Annotated in this window: 24 protein-coding genes; 11 read left to right on the top strand and 13 right to left on the bottom strand. The window is 44.8% G+C overall.

The features are described from left to right. Nucleotides 1–66 precede the first annotated feature (66 nt). The 3 genes from GGU45_RS13860 to GGU45_RS13850 are packed head-to-tail and all read right to left on the bottom strand — an operon-like array spanning nucleotide 67 to nucleotide 2,228. On the bottom strand, nucleotides 67–978 hold the full coding sequence (locus GGU45_RS13860; RefSeq protein WP_435225647.1) for a hypothetical protein: 912 nt from the start codon (nucleotides 976–978) through the stop codon (nucleotides 67–69). Next, complete coding sequence (locus GGU45_RS13855; RefSeq protein ID WP_435225645.1) at nucleotides 953–1,681, bottom strand: anti-sigma factor; 729 nt, start codon at nucleotides 1,679–1,681, stop codon at nucleotides 953–955. The genes GGU45_RS13860 and GGU45_RS13855 overlap by 26 nt, the downstream gene beginning before the upstream one ends. After that, complete coding sequence (locus GGU45_RS13850; protein WP_435225643.1) at nucleotides 1,671–2,228, bottom strand: RNA polymerase sigma factor; 558 nt, start codon at nucleotides 2,226–2,228, stop codon at nucleotides 1,671–1,673. Before GGU45_RS13850 ends, GGU45_RS13855 begins: the two co-directional genes overlap by 11 nt. Before the next feature lie 203 nt (nucleotides 2,229–2,431). On the opposite strand from GGU45_RS13850, the gene GGU45_RS13845 reads away from it, so the two are divergent. Further along, complete coding sequence (locus GGU45_RS13845; RefSeq protein WP_435225641.1) at nucleotides 2,432–3,763, top strand: sensor histidine kinase; 1,332 nt, start codon at nucleotides 2,432–2,434, stop codon at nucleotides 3,761–3,763. A 17-nt stretch (nucleotides 3,764–3,780) separates the two neighbouring features. On the opposite strand, the gene GGU45_RS13840 is transcribed toward GGU45_RS13845, so the two are convergent. Next, entirely contained in the window at nucleotides 3,781–4,002 is a 222-nt protein-coding gene (locus tag GGU45_RS13840) for a PspC domain-containing protein (protein WP_435225639.1), read from the bottom strand. Nucleotides 4,003–4,149: 147 nt separating this feature from the next. Here GGU45_RS13840 and GGU45_RS13835 point away from each other — a divergent pair, with 147 nt between their 5' ends. Further along, nucleotides 4,150–6,429, top strand: coding sequence for an aconitate hydratase (locus tag GGU45_RS13835; RefSeq protein WP_435225637.1), 2,280 nt, complete (start codon nucleotides 4,150–4,152; stop codon nucleotides 6,427–6,429). Nucleotides 6,430–6,813: 384 nt separating this feature from the next. Here GGU45_RS13835 and GGU45_RS13830 read toward each other — a convergent pair whose 3' ends face one another. Both GGU45_RS13830 and GGU45_RS13825 read right to left on the bottom strand, forming a co-directional pair. Next, nucleotides 6,814–7,455: a carbonic anhydrase gene (locus GGU45_RS13830; protein ID WP_435225635.1), complete on the bottom strand. Its 642-nt coding sequence runs from the start codon at nucleotides 7,453–7,455 to the stop codon at nucleotides 6,814–6,816. Between the two features lie 38 nt (nucleotides 7,456–7,493). After that, nucleotides 7,494–9,182 carry a SulP family inorganic anion transporter gene (locus tag GGU45_RS13825; protein ID WP_435225633.1) on the bottom strand — a complete coding sequence of 563 codons (1,689 nt, stop codon included), beginning with the start codon at nucleotides 9,180–9,182 and terminating at the stop codon, nucleotides 7,494–7,496. Nucleotides 9,183–9,186: 4 nt separating this feature from the next. Between GGU45_RS13825 and GGU45_RS13820 the strand changes: the two genes are divergently transcribed. After that, on the top strand, nucleotides 9,187–9,390 hold the full coding sequence (locus GGU45_RS13820; RefSeq protein ID WP_435225631.1) for a hypothetical protein: 204 nt from the start codon (nucleotides 9,187–9,189) through the stop codon (nucleotides 9,388–9,390). Nucleotides 9,391–9,466: 76 nt separating this feature from the next. On the opposite strand, the gene GGU45_RS13815 is transcribed toward GGU45_RS13820, so the two are convergent. The 3 genes from GGU45_RS13815 to GGU45_RS13805 all read right to left on the bottom strand — a co-directional run bounded on the left by GGU45_RS13815 (nucleotide 9,467) and on the right by GGU45_RS13805 (nucleotide 11,766). After that, nucleotides 9,467–9,817, bottom strand: coding sequence for a hypothetical protein (locus tag GGU45_RS13815; protein ID WP_435225629.1), 351 nt, complete (start codon nucleotides 9,815–9,817; stop codon nucleotides 9,467–9,469). Between the two features lie 159 nt (nucleotides 9,818–9,976). After that, the gene (locus GGU45_RS13810) at nucleotides 9,977–10,213 is read right to left on the bottom strand and encodes a DUF6814 family protein (protein ID WP_435225627.1); all 237 of its coding nucleotides are present in this window, start codon (nucleotides 10,211–10,213) and stop codon (nucleotides 9,977–9,979) included. 26 nt (nucleotides 10,214–10,239) lie between these two features. Further along, nucleotides 10,240–11,766: an MFS transporter gene (locus GGU45_RS13805; protein ID WP_435225625.1), complete on the bottom strand. Its 1,527-nt coding sequence runs from the start codon at nucleotides 11,764–11,766 to the stop codon at nucleotides 10,240–10,242. A gap of 152 nt (nucleotides 11,767–11,918) precedes the next feature. On the opposite strand from GGU45_RS13805, the gene acs reads away from it, so the two are divergent. The 6 genes from acs (at nucleotide 11,919) to GGU45_RS13775 (ending at nucleotide 16,462) form a co-directional block, all read left to right on the top strand. Continuing rightward, nucleotides 11,919–13,865: an acetate--CoA ligase gene (gene acs, locus GGU45_RS13800; protein WP_435225623.1), complete on the top strand. Its 1,947-nt coding sequence runs from the start codon at nucleotides 11,919–11,921 to the stop codon at nucleotides 13,863–13,865. Between the two features lie 84 nt (nucleotides 13,866–13,949). Next, a complete protein-coding gene (locus GGU45_RS13795) occupies nucleotides 13,950–14,117 on the top strand; it encodes a hypothetical protein (protein ID WP_435225621.1) in 168 nt (55 codons plus the stop codon). A 366-nt stretch (nucleotides 14,118–14,483) separates the two neighbouring features. Continuing rightward, the gene (locus tag GGU45_RS13790) at nucleotides 14,484–14,942 is read left to right on the top strand and encodes a MaoC family dehydratase (RefSeq protein ID WP_435225619.1); all 459 of its coding nucleotides are present in this window, start codon (nucleotides 14,484–14,486) and stop codon (nucleotides 14,940–14,942) included. A 190-nt stretch (nucleotides 14,943–15,132) separates the two neighbouring features. Next, on the top strand, nucleotides 15,133–15,867 hold the full coding sequence (locus GGU45_RS13785) for a PAS domain S-box protein (RefSeq protein ID WP_435225617.1): 735 nt from the start codon (nucleotides 15,133–15,135) through the stop codon (nucleotides 15,865–15,867). Then, the gene (locus GGU45_RS13780) at nucleotides 15,843–16,040 is read left to right on the top strand and encodes an ATP-binding protein (protein WP_435225615.1); all 198 of its coding nucleotides are present in this window, start codon (nucleotides 15,843–15,845) and stop codon (nucleotides 16,038–16,040) included. The genes GGU45_RS13785 and GGU45_RS13780 overlap by 25 nt, the downstream gene beginning before the upstream one ends. Before the next feature lie 35 nt (nucleotides 16,041–16,075). Then, nucleotides 16,076–16,462, top strand: coding sequence for a response regulator transcription factor (locus GGU45_RS13775; RefSeq protein WP_435225613.1), 387 nt, complete (start codon nucleotides 16,076–16,078; stop codon nucleotides 16,460–16,462). Between the two features lie 30 nt (nucleotides 16,463–16,492). On the opposite strand, the gene GGU45_RS13770 is transcribed toward GGU45_RS13775, so the two are convergent. The 4 genes from GGU45_RS13770 to GGU45_RS13755 all read right to left on the bottom strand — a co-directional run bounded on the left by GGU45_RS13770 (nucleotide 16,493) and on the right by GGU45_RS13755 (nucleotide 18,940). Continuing rightward, nucleotides 16,493–16,768 carry a hypothetical protein gene (locus GGU45_RS13770; RefSeq protein WP_435225611.1) on the bottom strand — a complete coding sequence of 92 codons (276 nt, stop codon included), beginning with the start codon at nucleotides 16,766–16,768 and terminating at the stop codon, nucleotides 16,493–16,495. A 58-nt stretch (nucleotides 16,769–16,826) separates the two neighbouring features. Beyond that, nucleotides 16,827–17,093 carry an RNA-binding regulator gene (rbp, locus tag GGU45_RS13765; protein ID WP_435225609.1) on the bottom strand — a complete coding sequence of 89 codons (267 nt, stop codon included), beginning with the start codon at nucleotides 17,091–17,093 and terminating at the stop codon, nucleotides 16,827–16,829. A 428-nt stretch (nucleotides 17,094–17,521) separates the two neighbouring features. Next, complete coding sequence (locus GGU45_RS13760; protein ID WP_435225607.1) at nucleotides 17,522–17,752, bottom strand: hypothetical protein; 231 nt, start codon at nucleotides 17,750–17,752, stop codon at nucleotides 17,522–17,524. A gap of 123 nt (nucleotides 17,753–17,875) precedes the next feature. After that, nucleotides 17,876–18,940: a fatty acid desaturase family protein gene (locus GGU45_RS13755; protein WP_435225605.1), complete on the bottom strand. Its 1,065-nt coding sequence runs from the start codon at nucleotides 18,938–18,940 to the stop codon at nucleotides 17,876–17,878. A gap of 717 nt (nucleotides 18,941–19,657) precedes the next feature. Here GGU45_RS13755 and GGU45_RS13750 point away from each other — a divergent pair. Both GGU45_RS13750 and GGU45_RS13745 read left to right on the top strand, forming a co-directional pair. After that, nucleotides 19,658–20,893 carry a DEAD/DEAH box helicase gene (locus GGU45_RS13750; RefSeq protein WP_435225603.1) on the top strand — a complete coding sequence of 412 codons (1,236 nt, stop codon included), beginning with the start codon at nucleotides 19,658–19,660 and terminating at the stop codon, nucleotides 20,891–20,893. A gap of 304 nt (nucleotides 20,894–21,197) precedes the next feature. After that, nucleotides 21,198–21,497: a hypothetical protein gene (locus GGU45_RS13745; RefSeq protein ID WP_435225601.1), complete on the top strand. Its 300-nt coding sequence runs from the start codon at nucleotides 21,198–21,200 to the stop codon at nucleotides 21,495–21,497. The last annotated feature ends 4 nt before the right edge of the window (nucleotides 21,498–21,501 follow it).

Below are 21,501 nucleotides of genomic sequence, written 5' to 3'. Positions count from 1 at the left end.
AAAATACCTTTTTTTATTTTTACTGCACACCAGGGCCATTTAGTTGGCCTTTTTTTTGCTTACAGGTTATTGAAGCCGGATCTTTCCAAACTCGCTTCTTATAGAAATTTTACGGTCGGTTCGGGATGATGGCGCTGTGTGTCTTATCTCGGTTAACGGCCCCCCGTCTTTATCGGTCAGTTTAAGGCTACTGTTATTGGTGATCTTTCCAAAACTGGTAGTAATGTTGATATTGGCGTCAAAGGACTTTGGAAGGGAAATCGTAAGGTCGGAATATTTTGTTTCAATGTTTACATTTTTGATGGCAGGTGTAAAGCTGATTGAAGGTTTGGTGCAAAATTGAAAGTTTCCGTCAAAGTTGCCCGAAAGTTTGTCAATTTCAACTTTCGAAAATTTTACGTGTACCCTGGTATTCTCGAGTTCCCCGGTTACCAGTTTTCCAAAGTCGACCGACAGCCGCTCGGTATTGGCCAGGCTGCCGGTGGTAAGGTCCCCGTAGGACTGGGATAGCTCCGTTGCGCCCGAACGGTCGGGGATAACCGTATTTCCAAAGGAATTGGTTATTTTCAGTCTGGTGGTAGCCGGAATATTTACGACATAGTCGATCTGCATTGATGAGCTTTTGCCACGGCCATTATTGGTCCGGGACCGGAACTTTGTTTCAAAAGAAATATCTGTACCCTTTTTTTCGTCAATGGAAATAGCATCCAGGATGGCTGAAGCGGCTTCATCACTATTGGCTTTAACCGTGATGGTTATTTCGACTTTAACTTCGTTCCTGTTCCAGTTCAGCACCGTCACGTTCCCAAAAGAATTTTTAATGGAAACCCGGGATTGATCTGTTAGCGGATATGATCGCGCCATCGTTTTTCGTTTTTCGGAATTCCACCCCATCTCCGTACTGTCATAGTGTGCCCTGGCAGCAGAAGCCGCCAGCAGTAACAATACCAAGCTAAATATTTTTATATGTTGCTTCATTTTTTTGTTGTTTAAGTTTTTTGGTGATCTCCAGTTGCCTGTTCAAAAGCTCGGTTTGCAATTTCAGGTTTTCGATCATGGCACTTAAAAGCTGTTCGCCGTTAAGGCCCTCATCATACTGGTGCTTTAGGGAAGCATAGGATCGATTAAGCGTAGTAAGATCTTCAGAAAACTGCTCAAACAGCGCCGGGTCATTGTTTTTTAATGTGGCAATTTCCTTTTGCTTAATCTCAATAAGCCGGGTATAATGGTATAGCTCCTCTTTAATCTCGTTTCCCGCCTGGAGGCGCCCGGCGTTGGAGGCGTCTCTTTTTGTATGGTTGTCCGGTGAGGGCCGGCGGGACTCATCAAAGGCTAAAACAGGGCTGTCGGTTGTATGCTCATTGCTATCGGTTCCGGTTTGCAAACGAGCGGGTTCCTGCGTTTGAACAGCCAGGTCCGGATCCGTGGAAGCGGAGTCGGCGGGCTTCCAAAACGGTTTGCTCAAAACACCGGCGGTAATCAGGATCATGGCAGCCGCAGTCCATTTCCACCAGTTGATTTTAACTATTTTGGCAGTTGCGGGCTCAATGGAGCTGGGGGGCTCCGCATCAGGCGCCTGCATTTTTTTTTCCAGGCGCTTCCAGAGGGCCGCAGAAGGCTCCTGGTCGTCAAATGCCCCTTTGTTCGCCCGTATAAAATCCTCTAACCGGTTACTGCTCATGATCGTTCGAGTTTAATAGGTCCAGTACTTTTTTCTTTGCGCGGTGATAAATGGTCCGGACGTTGCTATGCGAAATATTCAGTAGTGATGCAATTTCATCCTGCTTCAGTTCATCAATAACAAATAAATTAAAAATGACCCGGTAGTTTTCGGGAAGCGCTTTAATGGCCGTTTTTACCCGTTGCACGTCAAATTCAAACTGATCCTCATCGGTGGCCTCCGATGCATCCGCCGGTGCTTCCGAAAGGTCGATATCGGACCACGAGATCTTTCGTTTCCGGAGCAGGCTGATCGACTTATTGATAACGATTCTTCGCAGCCATGCTTCAAATGAACTTTTGTAGGTAAAGGACTCCAGGCTGTTAAATGCATCAATAAATGCTTCCTGTACCATATCTTCTGCATCCGCAATATTGTTCAGCACGCGCATACTGCTGTTCAGCATGGGTTTTGCATACCGCTCATAGATGCAGAAATAGGCGTTATGATCCCCCTTTTTGCAAAGTTCCACCTGCTCATCTCTCGCTATTTCTATGGTTTGGTCCAACGAAGTAATTTACCCTTTACTTAATAATAGCAAAAAGCTTTAAAATGTTACACGCGCCGTATGCTATTTTTTTAAAAAAAAGGCAATATATTGATAAACAAGGAGGTGTTATTTGTATTTGAGCATTTCTTTACAAAAATGAAACAAATAGCATCAGCTCCGGGGGCAACAGTTTGCTCCGTTGATTTTATCTTTGTTGTTATATGATCAAGAGAACGGAGCCCTTGCTGAAGTATGTAAACCTGGTTTGGAATAGTATTGTTAACGTTGGAGTGCTGCCTGCCATGCCCTATGTAGAGTCCCGGCGAACCAAATTGCTGAATTTACTGGCGCTGCCCTGTATCCCCTTTATGTTCTTCTTTTCCGTGCTCAATTTTATCCAGGGTCGCCAGGTGCTGGCCGGGCTCAACCTGTTAAACACGTTGTCTGCAGTATTGGTGCTGATCATGCACCGGCGGCGGATGTACCTGGGCGCGCGGATGGTATTGATCGGTGTTAACCTGTTGGCATATACCTTCGCCGGCCTGTATTTTCACAATGGGTCGCAGTATTTTTTGATGAATATTCTTATTATGGTCATTCTGGTAAATGACAACCGCCGGGCAGTGATTGGGATAAGCCTCCTGATTATTGCCGCGCAGCTCCTGATCCTCTTTTGTCCCCAGCCCCCGATTTTTGGAGCGCCGGTGCCGTATGCCCGGGTTTGGGGCAATGTTGTTACCGCCCTGCTGTTTGTGGTGCTGGCCCTGCTTTTTTTTAAATCCATACAATCTGACTATGAACGCGAAATTGAAGCGCAACAGCAGGCATTAACTATTATGAACCGCGACAAGGAGCGGTTGTTTTCGGTGGTGGCGCATGATATCCGCAGCCCGGTTGCGACACTGGATGCCCTGTTGGAACAGTTTCGTCATGGTTTGCTCGAAAAGGATGAGATGGAGGCCGCTACTGCCGTGCTGCACGACCGGGTATCGCAGCTGAGCAGTACACTGGATAACCTGCTCCGGTGGAGCGCCCGTGGAATGCAGGGAATAAGGATTGTTCCAACGCATTTTCTGCTGGCCCCGCTAACGGAGGATCTGGCGCTTTTTTTTGAGCCGGTTGTACAGCAGAAAAAGATTCAAATAGACATCGATGTATCCCCCGATATTACCTTATATGCCGACCGCGACCAGGTATCCGTGGTGTTCCGGAACCTGTTTAGCAATGCGGTTAAGTTTAGTTTTCCCGGAGGACGTATAGAACTGGCTGCTGCGATGCAAGGCAACCATGTGGTTGTTACCATTCGCGATTATGGCATAGGAATGGATGCCGAACAACGTAAGAAAATGTTTGATGGTCCTCAGAGTCCGGCTTATGGCACTATTGGCGAACGGGGCTCAGGGGTAGGGTTGCTCCTTTGCAGCGAATTTCTACGCCAGAATAAAGGCCATATCAGCGTGGAAAGTAGCCCCGGCAATGGAACCTGCTTTACCGTAAGGCTGCCAAAAGGAAACCGGCCGGAAGCCGCCGCCGTTAAGGTATCTGAAAATTAATGGAAAAGGAGCTGGCTTTAAAGATAGTACCAGGGATTTCTTTTAGAAGACTGAATGTAATTTTTTACATTCTTAAAGAAAGCCAGGATCATGTAAATCAGGATCGGGGATCCCATCGTTAAAACGGACGTATAAATAAAATACTGCCGTATCCGGCTGGGAGAAATATTCATCCGGTTCCCGATGGAAGAACAAACGCCGAAGGCGTTCCATTCAACAAAATTTTTAAGACGGTTCATAGTTAGTATACACATCAGATACTGCTACGCGAAATTATTTAATATTCGCCGAATCAGCAATAATAATTCCCACAGGTTGCATTTTATTTTTCTGTCATTTTTTTGTAAATTCGCCCCAATTTATTCACATCCAATAAACAATTTTCTATGGCATTTGATATTGACCTGATAAAGAAGGTTTACGCCGAATTTGAAGGGAAGGTAAATGAGGCGCGTAAACTCGTGAACAAGCCTTTGACCTTTACGGAAAAAATACTTTATGCACACCTGACCGCACCTGCTCAGCGGGCTTACCAGCGGGGCGCAGATTATGTTGATTTTGCCCCGGACCGGGTAGCTATGCAGGATGCAACCGCGCAGATGGCGCTGCTGCAGTTCATGCAGGCTGGCCGCAACAGGGTGGCGGTACCATCCACCGTGCATTGTGATCACCTGATCATGGCGCAAACGGGGGCGGCTCAGGATCTTGCCATTGCAAAAAAAGACAGTAGCGAGGTTTTTGATTTCCTGGCATCGGTGTCTAATAAATATGGCATCGGCTTTTGGAAGCCCGGTGCAGGCATCATTCACCAGGTAGTATTGGAAAATTATGCATTTCCGGGGGGAATGATGATCGGTACGGATAGCCACACGGTAAACGCCGGCGGATTAGGAATGGTTGCCATCGGGGTAGGTGGCGCGGATGCCTGCGATGTGATGTCGGGCCTGCCCTGGGAATTGAAAATGCCCAAATTGATTGGTATAAAGCTCACCGGGAAACTGAATGGATGGGCAGCACCAAAGGATGTGATCCTGAAAGTGGCGGGCATCCTCACCGTAAAAGGCGGTACGGGCTGCATCGTGGAATATTTTGGAGAAGGGGCACAGGCATTAAGCTGTACCGGCAAGGGAACCATCTGTAATATGGGTGCGGAGATTGGGGCTACCACCTCAACTTTTGCTTATGACGACAGCATGGGCCGCTACCTGAGAGCTACCGGGCGCGAAGATGTGGCAGCTGCAGCAGACGCAGTCAAAACCCAGCTAACCGCAGATCCTGAAGTATACGCAAATCCCGAACAATATTTTGATCAGGTGATAGAAATTAACCTGGACGAGCTGGAGCCGCACCTGAACGGGCCCTTTACCCCGGACCTGGCTACGCCGATTTCAAAAATGAAAGAAGCCGCCGCCGCCAATGGGTGGCCCACAAAAGTAGAGGTAGGACTCATCGGCAGCTGTACCAACTCTTCTTATGAAGATATCAGCCGCGCCGTGTCGCTGGCCAAACAGGTAAATGCAAAGGGATTAAAAACGAAAGCAGAATTTACGATAACCCCGGGCTCGGAGCAGGTACGGTACACCATCGAAAGAGACGGCTTCCTGGATACCTTTGCCAGCATTGGCGCCACCGTATTCGCCAACGCCTGCGGGCCCTGCATTGGTATGTGGAACCGTGTGGGCGCCGACAAGCAGGAGAAGAACACGATTGTGCATTCCTTTAACCGGAACTTTGCAAAGCGCGCAGACGGGAATCCCAATACCTATGCATTTGTGGCTTCGCCCGAATTAGTGACCGCGCTGGCAATTGCCGGCGACCTGACTTTTAACCCCCTTACGGATACCCTGGTGAATGAAAAAGGAGAAACCGTTAAGCTGGATCCTCCAACCGGTGAGGAGTTGCCGGCCAAAGGATTTTCTGTAGATGACCCCGGTTACCAGGCGCCTGCTGCGGATGGCTCCGGCGTGGAAGTAAAAGTGGCTCCGGATAGCAAACGCCTGCAGTTACTGGACCCCTTTCCTGAATGGGAGGGTACGGATCTGAAAGGGCTGAGGCTGCTCATCAAAGCCAAAGGAAAATGCACAACCGACCATATTTCAATGGCGGGTCCCTGGCTGAAATTTCGCGGGCACCTGGATAATATCTCCAACAACCTGCTGATTGGCGCAATCAATTTCTTTAATGATAAAACGGATAACGTAAAAAACGAGCTCACCGGCGTATATGGCCCGGTGCCCGCCACACAGCGCGCTTATAAAGCCGCTGGTATTGGTACGCTGATTGTGGGCGATGAAAACTATGGAGAAGGCAGCAGCCGCGAGCATGCGGCCATGGAGCCCCGGCACCTGGGCGCCCGTGCCGTGCTGGTAAAATCCTTTGCACGCATACATGAAACCAACCTGAAAAAGCAGGGGATGCTGGCGCTGACTTTTGCCAATAAAGATGATTACGAAAAGATTCAGGAAGATGATACCATCGATATCATTGGTCTTACGGAGTTTGCTCCCGATACATCGTTATCCCTGGTATTGCATCATAAAGACGGTACTTCAGAAACCATTACGGTAAATCATTCGTACAATGCCCAGCAGATCGAATGGTTTAAGGCCGGTGCGGCGCTGAACATCATCCGCCGTGAGTTTGCTGCAAAGCAAAAAGCATCATAATAGTAAACCTGTTTAAGGATAAGGGCTGTCTCAAAAGGACGGCCCTTTTTGCTGGAGCTGAAGCAAAAAATCTCTAAAAAAAGGGTTGAGCCTGCTTGGGATTTCAGGGTTAGCGGTAGTCGTATCAGACCCTGAAATGACTTTATATTTGTCCAAAATGGCCCTGATTTTTATCATTTTGGCTAATTATAGTTTTTATAATTGTCCATATTTTATACCTTCTCTGTAACGAAAGCAGATCTTTTATTGAAATCATCCCAGGTTACATCCTACCATTAAAACCATATAAATTTAAGGATGAAATGGCCATAATCCGCTGACAATAGCCGTCTACAAAAAAGCCCCCCGGTTTGAGCGGGGGGCATAACAGGGACAGGCATTACTTTACTGAAGGTTTTCGTACACGTAGATGGGGTCTACCGGCGTGGTAGCCGGTGTGATGGTCTGCAGGGAGTGCAGCAGCCCGTCTTCCAGTCCGTATACCCAACCATGTAATATAGGGGCCTGGCGTTCCTGCCAGGCTTTTTGGATAATGGAAGTCTTGGCCAGTTTTTCCACCTGCTCTTTTACATTGAGCTCTACCAGGCGGTTTGCCCGGGCTGTTTCATCGGCGATCCCACTCAGTTCTTCTTTGTGTTTGTAGTAAACATCTTTGATCACCCGAAGCCACATATTCAGTACCTGGTGAAAATCACCATTGCTCATAGCGGCCTTTACACCACCGCATCCATAGTGTCCGCACACAATTACGTGTTTTACCTTCAGGTGTGCCACTGCATACTCCAGTACGCTGATGAGGTTGATATCGGTATGAACCACCAGGTTGGCGATGTTCCGGTGTACAAAGATCTCACCCGAAGTGGTGCCGGTAACTTCGTTTGCCGGAACCCGGCTATCGCTGCAACCGATCCATAAAAACTCCGGTTTTTGTGTCTCTGCCAGGTGATCAAAAAAATGAGGATTTATTTTTAATTTTTCTGAAGCCCACTCTTTATTGTTCTGTAATAACTTTTCGTATGATTGCATAATATGAATATCTGTTGAATGTATTATTAAAATTAAATTTATTGGGAATGTGATGCTAAGTTAGACAATTCCGGTTGACTTTCCGGTATTGACTTTTGCCTGATGCTTGTGATCACTTTTGTGTAGGTTCTTCTTAAATGCCCATCCCTGTTGTCGTTTGCCAGTATTTTATGAGAGAAGCCATGGTCGATAAAACCGCTTGTCTCCAATTGTACATCAATATTTTTTAAAGGCGCATGAATGATAAAGTCTTCAATGACCTCAACAATATCTTTGTCGATATAATCGGCGCGGCGTGCATCAATGATTACCCGGGCCCCATCGGTTACGTTTTCAAGGTTTTGTTTAATAATAGCCTTGTTCAGAAATGAAACATCTTTCCGCAAGCGGAAGAGATACCTGTATTCATCCTTTACTACAAATACCGCTTTTCTGATGTTGGAACGGAAGGCAAAGAACAGGCCAACGCCAATTCCTATAATGACCCCCTTCAGCAGGTCGGTGGCCAGTATAGCGGCGATCGTGATCACAAAGGGCAGGAACTGATCCCAGCCTTTTTTATAATAGAGCCTGAACAGGGCCGGCTTTGCCAGCTTGTAACCGGTAAAGATCAGGACAGCGGCCAATGCCGTTTTGGGGATCATGTTCAGAAGGAAGGGTATAAAGGCTACAGAGCTCAGCAACAGAACCCCGTGTAGAATAGCCGACATTTTTGTTTTGGCTCCTGCGTTCACGTTTGCCGAGGAACGCACAATAACACTGGTTACCGGGATGCCGCCGATCAGCCCGGAAACAATATTGCCAATGCCCTGGGCCTTCAGCTCGCGGTTGGTGGGGCTGGCACGCTGGTAAGGGTCCATATCGTCAATCGCTTCAAGGCTTAACAGGCTTTCCAGGCTGGCTACCAGGGCAATAGTGATGGCAAGCACCCAAACCTGGGCGTTTTGGATCGCGCTCCAGTCGGGGCTTGTAAAAAAGGAAACAAACTCGCTGGCGGAGCCGGCCGTGGGGATATGCACCAGGTAGTTCTCTGTTAAGGCGGGCATAAGCCCAGTGCTTGTAAACAGCGCATTTAACCCTACTCCGGTAAAAACAATCAGCAGAGGAGCCGGCACCAGTTTGATGAAGCCTTTTTTACCCGCCACCAGCTTTTCCCAAACAAAATGAAAGACGAGGCAGATGATGCCGATCAGCAACGCTGTAGGTGTAATGTGACCAAACGACCTGAAGAAGTTGACAAAAATATTGCCGGTTGCAGCAACGGATTCTTCGTCATTGGCGGGCAGTGCCGATTTATCTCCCAGCAATTGCGGTACCTGGTTAATGATCAGGATCAGGCCAATGGCAGCAAGCATGCCTTTGATAACACTGTTGGGAATGTAGTCGCCGATGACACCGGCTTTTACAAAACCAAGAATTACCTGCATAATGCCCGCCAGTACCACTACTACCAGGAAGGCTTCAAAAGATTGAAGGGTGATGATGGCCGAGGCTACAATTGCCGTAAGCCCGGCTGCAGGCCCGCTTACGCTGAGTTGGGAGCCGCTGAGGATGCCTACAATGATTCCCCCGCAAACGCCGGCAATGATACCGCTGAACAAGGGTGCATTGGATGCCAGCGCTACCCCCAGGCATAAGGGCAGGGCCACGAGAAACACGACTACCGATGAGGGTATATTAGCGGCCAGGTTTGAAAATGTATTATTTTTTTTTGAATTCGTATGCATAAAAATGACATTAAAGAAATATGAAGATGTGTATACGGCCCCCTGTTATGGGGTCGCTCAAAAAGTCCTTACTGTTATACTGTTCCGGGTGGGCCAGGATTCAACGAAAGCCTTAGGATTACAGATCCGTGATCCGCTGATCTGTTACCATGAAATCAGTGGAATAAAGGATTCAGACGCTTTCAGGCATCAGGAACGAACCGTATAAAAAAGGATAGTTGCCGGTGACCGGCTATTAAAAAAGTAGCCCGCAGCAAAAGATGCCGGAGCCGGGGGTGCTGGTGTTAAGCGTTGGGTGGTGGGGCGTGCAGCTCCGGATGAAAGGCTATATAGGTGGCCTCGTGTGCATGCAGGTAAGCGCAGTTTTTTTGAAGCCCGGTCAATGAAAGGTCACAGGCGCCCTGGTGCAGGTATTCTTCTGTAATGGTGATGGTTGGGTTAGACGGCGTTTTTTCTTCGGTAGCCCCCGCAAGCGGATTGCTTTGATCCTTGCCGCTGGTTTCCGTGCGCTCCGTAAGCAGGAGCCTGGCTTCATATACAAACGGGAGGCTTACCGTAAGCCACAATAAGACGATGCTCAGCATTACTGCAAGCGCCCTGGATATTGTTCTGTTGTATAATAAACCGGATACCATGTAGTGCGAAAATAACAGATTGTTTTTTTTCAGACAAAAAAACGGAAAAATATTTCAATTCTTTAACGAAGCAACGTGCCGGCCAGCGCTACAAAAAAAGCGCTTCCGGGTGTTGCAGCAACCCGGAAACGCTATTGCAGGAAGGCTTGCATTGCCGGTTTACTGATCTGCTGTTTTTTGAGAATACTCACCCTTCAATGCATACCATCCAAAGATCATGAGACCTATGGCAATAGGCAGGAAGATGGTAATGATGATGATCCAGATCACCGGGTTGTTAATGTCTTTTTTTCCATCCGGGTCAATATTATGTATGGCGCCCATTATTAAAAAATAGGTAATAACCGGTCCCAGTATCAGCCACAATATGCCCAATCCTTTTTTTATACTGTTCATTACTTTTTGTTTTAAGTAGTCAACTATTAATCGCTTACGTCTTTATCGATCTTGTTAGACAGGTATACGACGCCAATAACAAAACTTAGCGCCGCAATGCCGATCGGATACCAAAGCCCCACCATCGGATCTTCGGTAAACGTGGTTTGGAGGAGTACCCCAATAAACGGAACCAGTCCCCCAAATACGCCGTTACCGATATGATAAGGCAGGGACATAGATGTGTACCGGATATGTACCGGGAACAGCTCAACAAGAAATGCGGCAATAGGGCCGTATACCATCGTTACATAAAAGATTAGCAGGAATACAAGCCCTACAAATTTCCAGTAAACGGGCCGCGGTAATACTTTATCCCTGATTACCGGCTTGCCCTCCGCAATGACTCCTGTAGCCGTATGCAGGGTGTCCGTTTGTTCCCTGGTATACGTTGCTCCATTGGATACTTCAATATGCGTAATGGTTTTTACCAGGGAGTCGTTGCTGTTGGCCAGCGGTCTGGTTTCTTTTTGAACCTGGCTGTTGCTGATTGCCATGCTCCATTGGTCGGTGCCGGCATCCGTCAGCAGCGTGTTAAAAATGGGGCGGTAGGTGAGTATGCCCAACAACATGCCCGCCAGCATAATCCATTTGCGGCCAATCTTATCGCTCAGCCAGCCAAAGACGATGAAGAAGGGCGTTGCCAGTAATATGGCCCATAGCAGGATGGAGCGGCTCTGCTCAAAATTGAGCGCTACTTTTGTTTCTAAAAAACTCTGTGCGTAAAACTGTCCGGTATACCAGATGACGCCCTGTCCCATGGCGGCGCCAAACAGGGCCAGAAGCACCATTTTAAAATTGGCCTTTTTCCGGAAGCTTTCCTTCAATGGGTTTTTGACCACTTTGCCTTCGCTTTTCAGGCGTGCAAATAATGGAGATTCTTCCATCTTTAACCGGATATAAACCGATACAACCACTAATACAATCGAAAACCAGAAAGGGTAACGCCAGCCGCCCCATTCGGTATTAAAGTGATCATCGCTCATATTCATTTTTACGAGCATGATAACGCCCAGTGCCAAAAATAATCCAAGGGTTGCGGTAGTTTGTATCCAGCTGGTATAATAGCCTCTTTTGCCAGGTGGGGCATGTTCGGCCACGTAAGTGGCGGCGCCGCCGTATTCGCCTCCCAGGGCCAGCCCCTGCAACAAACGCAGCAGCAGTACAATAAGCGGGGCTGCAATTCCGATGGTTTGGTAGCCCGGTACCAGTCCTATCAGGAATGTGGAACCGCCCATTAAAATAAGTGTTAGCAAAAAGGTAGATTTCCGTCCCAGCAAATCTCCCAACCGCCCAAAAAACAGGGCGCCAAAAGGGCGCACAATAAAGCCGGCGGCAAAAATAGCCAGCGTACTTAATAAGGCTGCCGTACTGTTACCTTCCGGAAAAAACTCAGTGGAAATGGTTTTGGCCAGCATTCCGAAAATGTAAAAGTCGTACCATTCAATCATGGTGCCCAACGATGATGCCCCAATGACTTTTCGAAGCACTGCTGCTTCACTCACTTGTTTCATGTAATTTTGTTTTGTGCAATAAAAAAACCTACAATCGTTCGCTAACGTTCGCGTTAACAGCGTTCAAGATAATATTTCTTTCAATAAAAGATTAATAAATTTGAATAATTTTTATTGCCTATTTTTATTGCCGCAAAAAAAACGTTTTAGTTATGTCATATTCATTTCAGATAAAGACGATTGAAGAGTATCATGAAGCTTACAGAAAAAGTGTAGAAGATCCGGAAGGTTTTTGGTCGGAAGTGGCCGATACGTTTGAGTGGAAAAAGAAGCAGCCTTTCAGCAGCCGTGTGCTCGACTGGAATTTTGCAGAACCGAAAGTGAAATGGTTTGAGGGCGCTAAGCTGAACATTACTGAAAATTGCCTCGACCGTCATTTGAAAACGAATGGAGACACGCCTGCTATTGTGTGGGAGCCCAATGATCCCAATGAGAAAGTAAGAACACTTACCTATAAAGTGCTGCACCGCAAAGTGTGCGAGTTTGCCCAGGTGTTGCGCAACAACGGAGTTCAGAAGGGCGATCGTGTTTGTATTTATATGGGTATGGTTCCCGAACTGGTGATTGCCGTATTGGGCTGTGCCCGCATCGGGGCGATTCATTCCGTTATTTTCGGAGGCTTTTCGGCGCAGAGCATTGCCGACCGCCTGGCCGATGCCGGGTCCGAATATATTATTACCTGCGATGGAGCTTACCGTGGGGCAAAAGATATTCCGCTAAAATCGATTATTGATGATGCCCTGGTAGGCAATAAAACCGTAAAACGTGTTATTGTACATACCCGCACCCGTACCCCGGTGAGTATGATCAAAGGGCGCGATATCTGGTGGCGCGATGAGGTGGAGAATGTGATCGAAACCATGCATGATGAGGTGTTGGACATTCCTGCCGAAGAAATGGATGCAGAAGATCCGCTATTTATTCTTTATACATCGGGCAGCACGGGCAAGCCTAAAGGTGTGGTGCATACCTGTGCAGGCTATATGCTTTGGACAACCTATACATTTGTGAATGTGTTTCAGTATCGGCCCCGGGAGGTTTTCTTTTGTACGGCAGATATTGGCTGGATCACCGGTCATAGCTATATCGTTTATGGTCCGCTGTCGGCGGGTGCTACCTGCCTGATGTTTGAAGGGGTGCCCACCTGGCCGGATGCCGGAAGATTCTGGGAAATTGTAGATAAGCATAAAGTAAATATTTTATATACGGCGCCAACGGCCATCCGTTCGCTGATGAGTTATGGGCTGGATCCGCTGAAAGATAAGGACCTGTCCTCCCTGCGGGTGCTGGGCACGGTTGGCGAGCCCATCAATGAAGAAGCCTGGCATTGGTACAATGAAAACATCGGTAAAAAGAAATGTCCTGTTGTAGATACCTGGTGGCAGACCGAAACCGGAGGTATCCTGATCTCCAACCTGGCGGGGGTTACACCATCGCGCCCGAGTTGGGCCACGCTGCCGCTTCCGGGGGTGCAGCCGCTGCTGGTAGACGAAAAAGGGGAAGAGATCGTAGAATTTACGGATGAAGTAATGAGCGGCAATCTTTGCATGCGGGCGCCCTGGCCGGGCATTCTGAGGACTACTTATGGCGACCATGAGCGTTGTCGCCAAACCTATTTCAGCGCCTACAAAGATCTTTATTTTACCGGCGATGGAGCCTGGAAGGATGAGCAGGGGAATTATAAAATTACCGGACGCGTAGATGACGTATTAAATGTGAGTGGTCACCGGCTGGGTACTGCGGAAGTAGAGAACGCCATTAATATGCATGCAAGCGTGATCGAAAGCGCTGTGGTAGGTTATCCGCATGAAGTGAAGGGGCAAGGCGTTTACGCATACGTAGTGCTGGATGGAAAACGGCATAAGGATGAGGATGATCTTACCCGCAAAGACATACTGGTTACGGTAAGTCGCATCATTGGGCCCATTGCAAAGCCGGATAAGATCCAGTTTGTAAGTGGGCTCCCCAAAACAAGGAGCGGAAAGATCATGCGGCGTATTTTACGCAAAGTAGCGGAAGGCGAGCTGGCCAACCTGGGCGATACCACTACGCTGCTGGACCCCGCAATTGTAGATGAAATTAAAGAAGGAAAACTCTGATCTGATTTAGGAGCGTTTATGCGGAGCAATGGACATATTTCGCGCCGTTGTTTGCTATAAAAGACGAGCGCATTGGTTATAAAAATGCATTACGGTGAGCCGGATGTGCAGGTGGCGTTTAAACAACGGCTGATAAAAAAAGGATTTTTGGATGTGTTGATCCCCAAGCGACATTTTGAGATCGGACGGGATAAGTCACTGGCCCATATTTCATTGATTATCAATTACAATTATGTCCTGGTCTACTTTTAGTCTACTTCCGAGTGCTAAATCTTTCAAATCTTACTTCACTTTATAACGCTTAACGTTAACAGTATAAAGTTAAGTATCTTTTGTTTATCTTCTATTTTAAAGAAATAAGGTCTTTAAATTACTTGAGCCCGAGTATCCATGCCGGTTTAAGTTCAGCCTGCAATATTTGAAGTGATTCAAATATTTGCTTCGCTAAATAGCTCAATTTGTACAGCCACGATCAATGTACCACTGATCGTGGGGAAGGTGTAATTATAAATCGGAATACAACCGATACTCTTTCTCAAAAGCAACTCTTCTTACTTTACTACTCATTTTGGTAAACATACATTACAAAAATAAAAAAAGTCCTATATTTCGAAATATATGCTAGTCATCAATAGTTTTGAAGAGTTTAAATTGCATTTAGGCAAGGAATTAGGATGTTCTAATTGGCATACAATAAGCCAGGAGCAGATTAACAAATTTGCTGCGGCAACGTTAGATTATCAGTGGATACATACAGATGAAGAAAAGGCCGAAAAAGAAGGCCCATTTAAGGCCACGATTGCCCATGGTTATCTGACGTTGTCGTTAATACCATATCTATGGAAACAAATAGCCGACGTTCGGAATTTGAAAATGGAGATCAACTACGGAATAGAGCATTTTAGATTTGGAGAGCCTGTTTTGGTAAATAGTGAAATTCAATTAAGGGCTAAACTTAAATCGATTGTAGATTTGAGAGGTATTACCAAAGTCGTTATCGAGGCAATCCTTGTTATCAGAAATCAGACAAAACCGGCTTATACTGGTAATGTTGTATTTCTCTACCATTTTGTTTAGCTACCAGTCCAACTAGTTTGGAAAATATCCCTCGATTTTTCTTTTTTTTTATTGTATACAGCCTCTGTTGACGCTTCGGCGTAACCTTTGGCCATGCAATACCAGGGCAGCAATACCAGGGCACTTAGCTGTGCGCATCGGTATTAGTATATCTCCAGATACTTTGGTCTGTTATTTGCGCTTTCTGGTTATGGCTGAATTAACCATAGACGCTAAACAGGCTCTGCTAGCCGCAATTGTTGCCTCATCTGATGATGCCATTATCAGTAAGACCTTGCAAGGAATCGTTACCAGTTGGAATCCCTCCGCAGAACGTCTTTTAGGTTATAATGAAGAGGAAGCAATAGGAAGGCATATTTCAATGATAATTCCTGCCGATCGCATGCAGGAAGAGGATTATATTATTCAGGAAATAGCAAATGGGAACAGAGTAGAACATTTTGAGACGATAAGAATTGCAAAATCCGGAGCGCTCATACCTCTATCGTTGACAATTTCTCCTGTTCGTGATAAAAATGGGCAGATTATCGGCGCTTCAAAGATCGCCCGCGATATTTCAGAAAGACTGGCCATACAGCGGGAACGGGAACAATTGTATCGGAAAACCAGCTTTCTGAGCCAAAAAAAGGATAAATTAATTGCCATGGCCGCCCATGAATTAAAGACACCTTTAACTTCCATGAATGGCTTTTTACAAGTACTGACGCTACAAACGGATCCGAGCAATCATAATTTTGCTCTCATTGAACGGTGTTCAAAACAAGCAAGAAAGCTGGAGTCACTAATAAGTGATTTGTTAGATATTTCCCGTATCCGAGATGGGAAAGTCCAGTTAAACCTGGCGCACTTACGGCTACCGAAAGCCCTAAGGAGATTTCTATTAGCGTCAGGGATGAAGGCATGGGGATCGATCAGGAACATCTAGGGGAAATCTTTACTCAATTTTATAGGGCTGTCGATCCAGGATACAAGATATCTGGATTTGGTCTGGGATTATCCATTAGTAGAGAAATTATTGAACGTCATGGAGGAACGATAAAGGTGGAGAGCAAAAAATGGGCTGGATCTACCTTTACAATAAAGCTGCCGAAGACTTAGGAGCAAATTTTGCACTACTTTTATTTTGAACCCAAATGACAGAAAAGCAAATTCTATTAATAGAGGACGATCCAGATATCAGTGATTTAATTGGCTATATCTTTTCGGCAGATCCTTATCATTTAACAGCATGCACAACCATAGCCGAAGGAAAAAGGGAAATCGACAAAGGAGTTCCTGACTTAATCATACTGGATATCATGCTTCCGGATGGAAGTGGAAGCGATTTATGCGATCAATTAAAAGACACCTTAGAAACCAGAAACGCTAAGGTGATATTGATATCGGCACTGGAGAAACCCGCCAATTCATGCGCAGATCACTTCATAGGCAAGCCGTTTGATATTCATACGTTAAGGTTGACGGTGAACGCCTGCCTTTATTCGATTAGTTTACTATTTTTCATAGTAGCGCAGCTATAAAAGTGCTTTAAGAAGAAAGATCAATTGATACTACCGACTAGAGAAAGCGCTGCGCCTGATCCAGTTAAAAGCGGAGATTTCACTTTTTGCTGCACTCGGCAGATCCCGTGTAATCGCTTGTTCGATAATCCGACCCTCGTGAAGGCTGACCCGACCAGCCAGCGATGCGTAAAAATTAATCATGTAAAGCACCTGATCTCCGTTGTTCTTATCAAAGCTTCTGCGGCTGGGCTGGCCACTAAAAACGGACTGTCCTCTATCCCAGGTATAATGAGTACCGGAGAGGTCTTGTTTTTGAAAATGCATAGTATTTTATTTTAAATAAAACAAAAAGAAGAGGCCGGATGGCCTCTTCAAAAGTTTACTACCATTTTCTACCAGGCCGCTCTTCCCTTTCTTTTGCAGCGGAAACAGCGATTCTACGGCCATCGACATCCTTACCATCTAGCTCTTTCATTGCAAGTGTTGCATCTGAAACCGAGCCCATCTCTACAAAGCCGAACCCGCGGCTTTTACCGGTGGTTCTATCCGTAATTACTTTAGCAGAAGACACCTGACCGAAGGGTCTGAAAAGTTCGCGCAAATCATCGTCAGAGGCATGAAACCCCAGGTTTGAAACATACATGTTCATTGTAATAATTTTTTATATTAAAAAAGAGGCTAAATGCGGCAGCAAAGAAGAAAAAGAAGAAGAAAATAAATGCTATTGGTGTGTAGTAGATATGTAACTGGATCTTGCCTTGAAGTGATGGAGTATTTATGCCTATCTCTGTAAAGATAGGGCTTTATTAGCAATTAAGTCTTTTTTTATTACCGGGCCGAAAAGAGAAGCCCTTGGTTAAAAACAAAATAAATCTAAAGAATAACATTTAGAGCTGCACCAACCAAACACCTAGTACCAGAAGGTTCTGCAATTTTATAAATTTATAACTGGCAGTGCCCGAAGAAGAAAACATACAGCGCATATAGTTAACGCTATTTTTTTAAAGAGAGGCCAGCTATATTATAAAGACCAAAAAATCAGCAACAAATAAAGCATTTATTTAAAAACGGAATTATCTAAGTTGTAGCATCCGCGTTTTTAATATCAGTAACAATATAGTACAGTGATCCGTTCCTTGATTCTTTATAGCCATCCCAATCACCTAAATGAATTGTCGTTCCGGTTGCCGCATAATTGTTTAACAGTGCAATTGCGTCTCCGGTAAAACAAATATTATTCGGTATGATTTTTTCATTCTCTCCCAGGACTTGTAATTTGAAGACTCCGTCAAGTTGTTTTTTATGCATAAAAGTCATTTTAATCGATAACAAATAAGGTCAGTGAAAAATACGTTGTCTTCAAGTTGTTATTGTTTTTTTTAAGCGTATAATTCGCGGTCCATCTTAAAGAAATTTTTTCCAAACGAAAATCTAGCGTACTAATACAGCTTTTCCTCCGATCCGCCGTGTACGCTCCCTCATGAGGCAAATGGCTTGCTCTCTGGTTTCAAACATATTGTTGATGTTAACCAGGTTATTTGCCAGTTTATTATATTGCCGGGTCATTAAATAATAAAAAACATGGAGATAATGAATACCATCAAATACAATTGCTTTCTCACGCGCGAGCTCCTCCAGTCGTTTTAAAAACTCCTGCGGCATGTCTGTATAGTGCATCCCAGGCCGCAAATGATGTATGATATGATAACCGTCGTTCCAGCAGGTGTGGTTGTATGGCGTATTAATGCAATTAATCGAATTGGTGTAAATATTCTCCGGATTGGTGCTATCAATGAACGAATGTTGTGCCCAATTACCCAGCATCATTACCAGTCGTGCAAACAACAAAGGAAAAATGCATACCATCAATGTGGCCTTCAGATTTATAAAACAGAGTACGATACAAAAAGCAATATATGACCATTCTCCAACCGTTAGCCGGGTGTAAAGCTTTTTTCTTTTTCGTGAGTACAAATACTGAAAGGTCTGTATTACTCCTAAAAAAAGAAAATTAAAAAAGTAAGACAAAAAACTTTTGAAACTATCCCGTTGATAATGCATCGTACTACTGGAATCTTCTTCATTATTGTTTTCAACATGATGCATTCCCATATGGTGGCTGAAATAACTTTCCGGAGTATGGCCGAACAGTGGGCAAATGACCCAGCTGATGTATCCGTGGATTTTTTGTTGATAACGGGGTTTAAACATTTTCCTGTGGCACAGACAGTGAAACATTAATCCAAAGCGGCCTTTAAAATAAAACTGGGAAAAGTAAAAATAAACAAGCGCCAACAGCCACCATGTCCACCCTTTTAAAAGCGGAGTGAAAAGCAGTATTGCAACGGGCAATATAAAAACATGGATGCGCGTAAGAAGATACATAAATGGAACATCTCTCTTATCGTTCATAAAGTGCAGCCAGAAATTTTCGTAGCGGCTAAACCGGGCCTTATTGGTATAAACAGGATCCGTTAATGCAGATAAAATCTTCATTCGTAATTTTTAAATGTTTTTAGTCCGGAAGAATCTTTGATTCAAAAAGGTTTTTCCCGGTTCATTCGTATATTCTATTATTGTTCACCGTTGGTGGGAGGTGTTAGCAGCCGAATTGAATTTCGCACATAATTGTGTTGTGTGGGGAATCGCGATCCTGCTCCATTTTAGGCAGACATTTTCAAATATGTAATTAAATACTTTCGTAAGGTAGCTATATAAACCGACATTATTCGATTCTTTCCCTATATGCGACTGTTAAAGAATAGCCATTATATATTTTTGCCGATCTCTGTTAATCAATAAAGCAAGGCTCAATAAAGCATCATATTGCGCCCGGCACCTTTTAACCGATTGAGCACCAGGCGCATTAACTGAATGCTTCATCTCTTAGACTTAAATACCTGTGGATCATACTTTGTCTACAAACAAAACAAGAATGGGACTGACCCTATGCCGGAATAATCGTTATTTTCTATAAACTATGTAAAAATGATTTTATCTTTCAGACAAATGAAGAAGTGCTATTAGAAATAAATTAATTAACGGTCTCGAGCAAATTGTTTATCTTTATAATCTTGTATGTTATCCTTACACTGGATTTGTCTTCATTCCCACCATTCAAATATAGTGATTGCTTAACGTAAGGCAGGTATCGTATTCGCATGTGTTTATGCAGTAGCCTTACCCTATTTTATCATTTTTAATTTTATTAATTTGTCATTTAACAATTTACAGCTTATTGCGCCGTTATTGAAGGCGCTGGGCGACACATCCTATACTGCACCTACTCCCGTACAGGAAAAATCTATCCCCGTAATTTTACAGAAAAGAGACGTGTTGGTCTGTGCCCAAACGGGCACCGGCAAAACGGCCTCCTTTGCACTACCGCTGTTGCAGCTATTGTCCATACAGGAAACAACAAAGCGAACCAACTGCCAGGCCTTAATTTTAGTGCCTACCAGAGAACTGGCGCTGCAGGTTGCAGAAAGTTTTACCATTTACGGGAAATACCTTTCGCTAAAACACCTGGCTATTTTTGGAGGCGTTTCTCAGCACAGCCAGGTAAAGGCATTACGACAAAAGGTAGACGTACTTATTGCGACTCCCGGCCGTTTGCTGGATCTTCTTGAACAACGTTGCCTTTCATTAAGTGATATTCAATACCTGGTATTGGACGAGGCTGATCGTATGCTGGATATGGGATTTGTGAATGATGTGCGAAAGATCCTGTCCAGATTGTCCGACCAAAGACAAACAATTCTGTTTTCAGCAACTATGCCGCCGCAAATTCAGCAACTGACGAATACGCTATTAAACCAGCCCGTAAAAATAGCAGTAACGCCGCCAGCTACAACCGTGGAACGAATACAACAATTGCTATACTATACGGAAAAAAGACATAAGCCATCATTACTGTTGCAATTATTGAAAGATGAAGGTATGCAAACAGTGTTGGTATTTTCAAGAACAAAGCATGGGGCAGACAGAATCACTCAAAATCTTACTAGTGCGGGTATAAAAGCAGCAGCCATTCATGGAAACAAATCGCAGGCTGCAAGACAAACAGCCCTCCTGAATTTTAAAAAAGGAACGATAAAGGTATTAGTGGCCACAGATATCGCAGCCAGAGGTATTGATATAGACCAGATGGGTCATGTAATCAATTATGAGCTACCCAATGAACCAGAAACCTATGTGCATCGGATTGGGCGTACGGGAAGAGCTGGCAAAAATGGCGTTGCTATTTCTTTTTGTGATTATGAAGAGAAATTATATTTACGTGACATTCAAAAACTGATCAGCAAAACGATCCCTGTTGTAAAAGATCATGCCTTTGACGTTCCATTAATGCACGGCAATGATTTTAAACAACCCGGCTCATTGCAGATACTGCATCAGAGCGGTCGTTCAGGCAAAAGAAAGGGCCGGTTATTTATGCAGCAAATGTAGCCGACGATCACTATGCTGGCATTCAGTTAAGGATTATCTGCTTCATATAAATTTGGCCAATATAAAAAGGCATTTAATGGATAATATAAAAATCGGTGATACTGTTACGTTACAATCTCCGTTTGACTCTAAAAGACAATATACAGTAGTAGCAATAAATGGCTCTTATGTTACGCTGCAATATGCAGGGCTGCATAAGAACCTGGTTATTTATATCAAATGTATAAATAGGATACAGTAGACTAGATGGAATGAACGCTTGTACAATTTGGCACTACGTCTAATAACTGATAAACGAAACAATATGGAACAAGAATCTGTTTTAATAATAAAAGCTTTCCAAAAAACAACGTTCCGATTATTTGAAGATCATTATCGCAATTTTAAAGAGCAAGCAGGCAAATTAGATCGCCAAACAGACGAAAATGTATTTCAGCAGTTGCGCGGAAGATACGAGCGTCAGTTGCAATACCAATTGGGCCTGGAAGCCAAAGATTTGATGCGCGCATATAAGCGTAACGATATCTTGCAATTACAGCAATCACTTACTGAACATATTGCATATTGCCTGGTGGAGTTTAAGAGAAGAGCTAGTGCTCTTTAGAAAG

It is taken from the genome of Niabella hirudinis (assembly GCF_051201075.1).
GTDB lineage: Bacteria > Bacteroidota > Bacteroidia > Chitinophagales > Chitinophagaceae > Niabella > Niabella hirudinis.
This window is presented reverse-complemented; position numbering and strand designations above follow the sequence as displayed.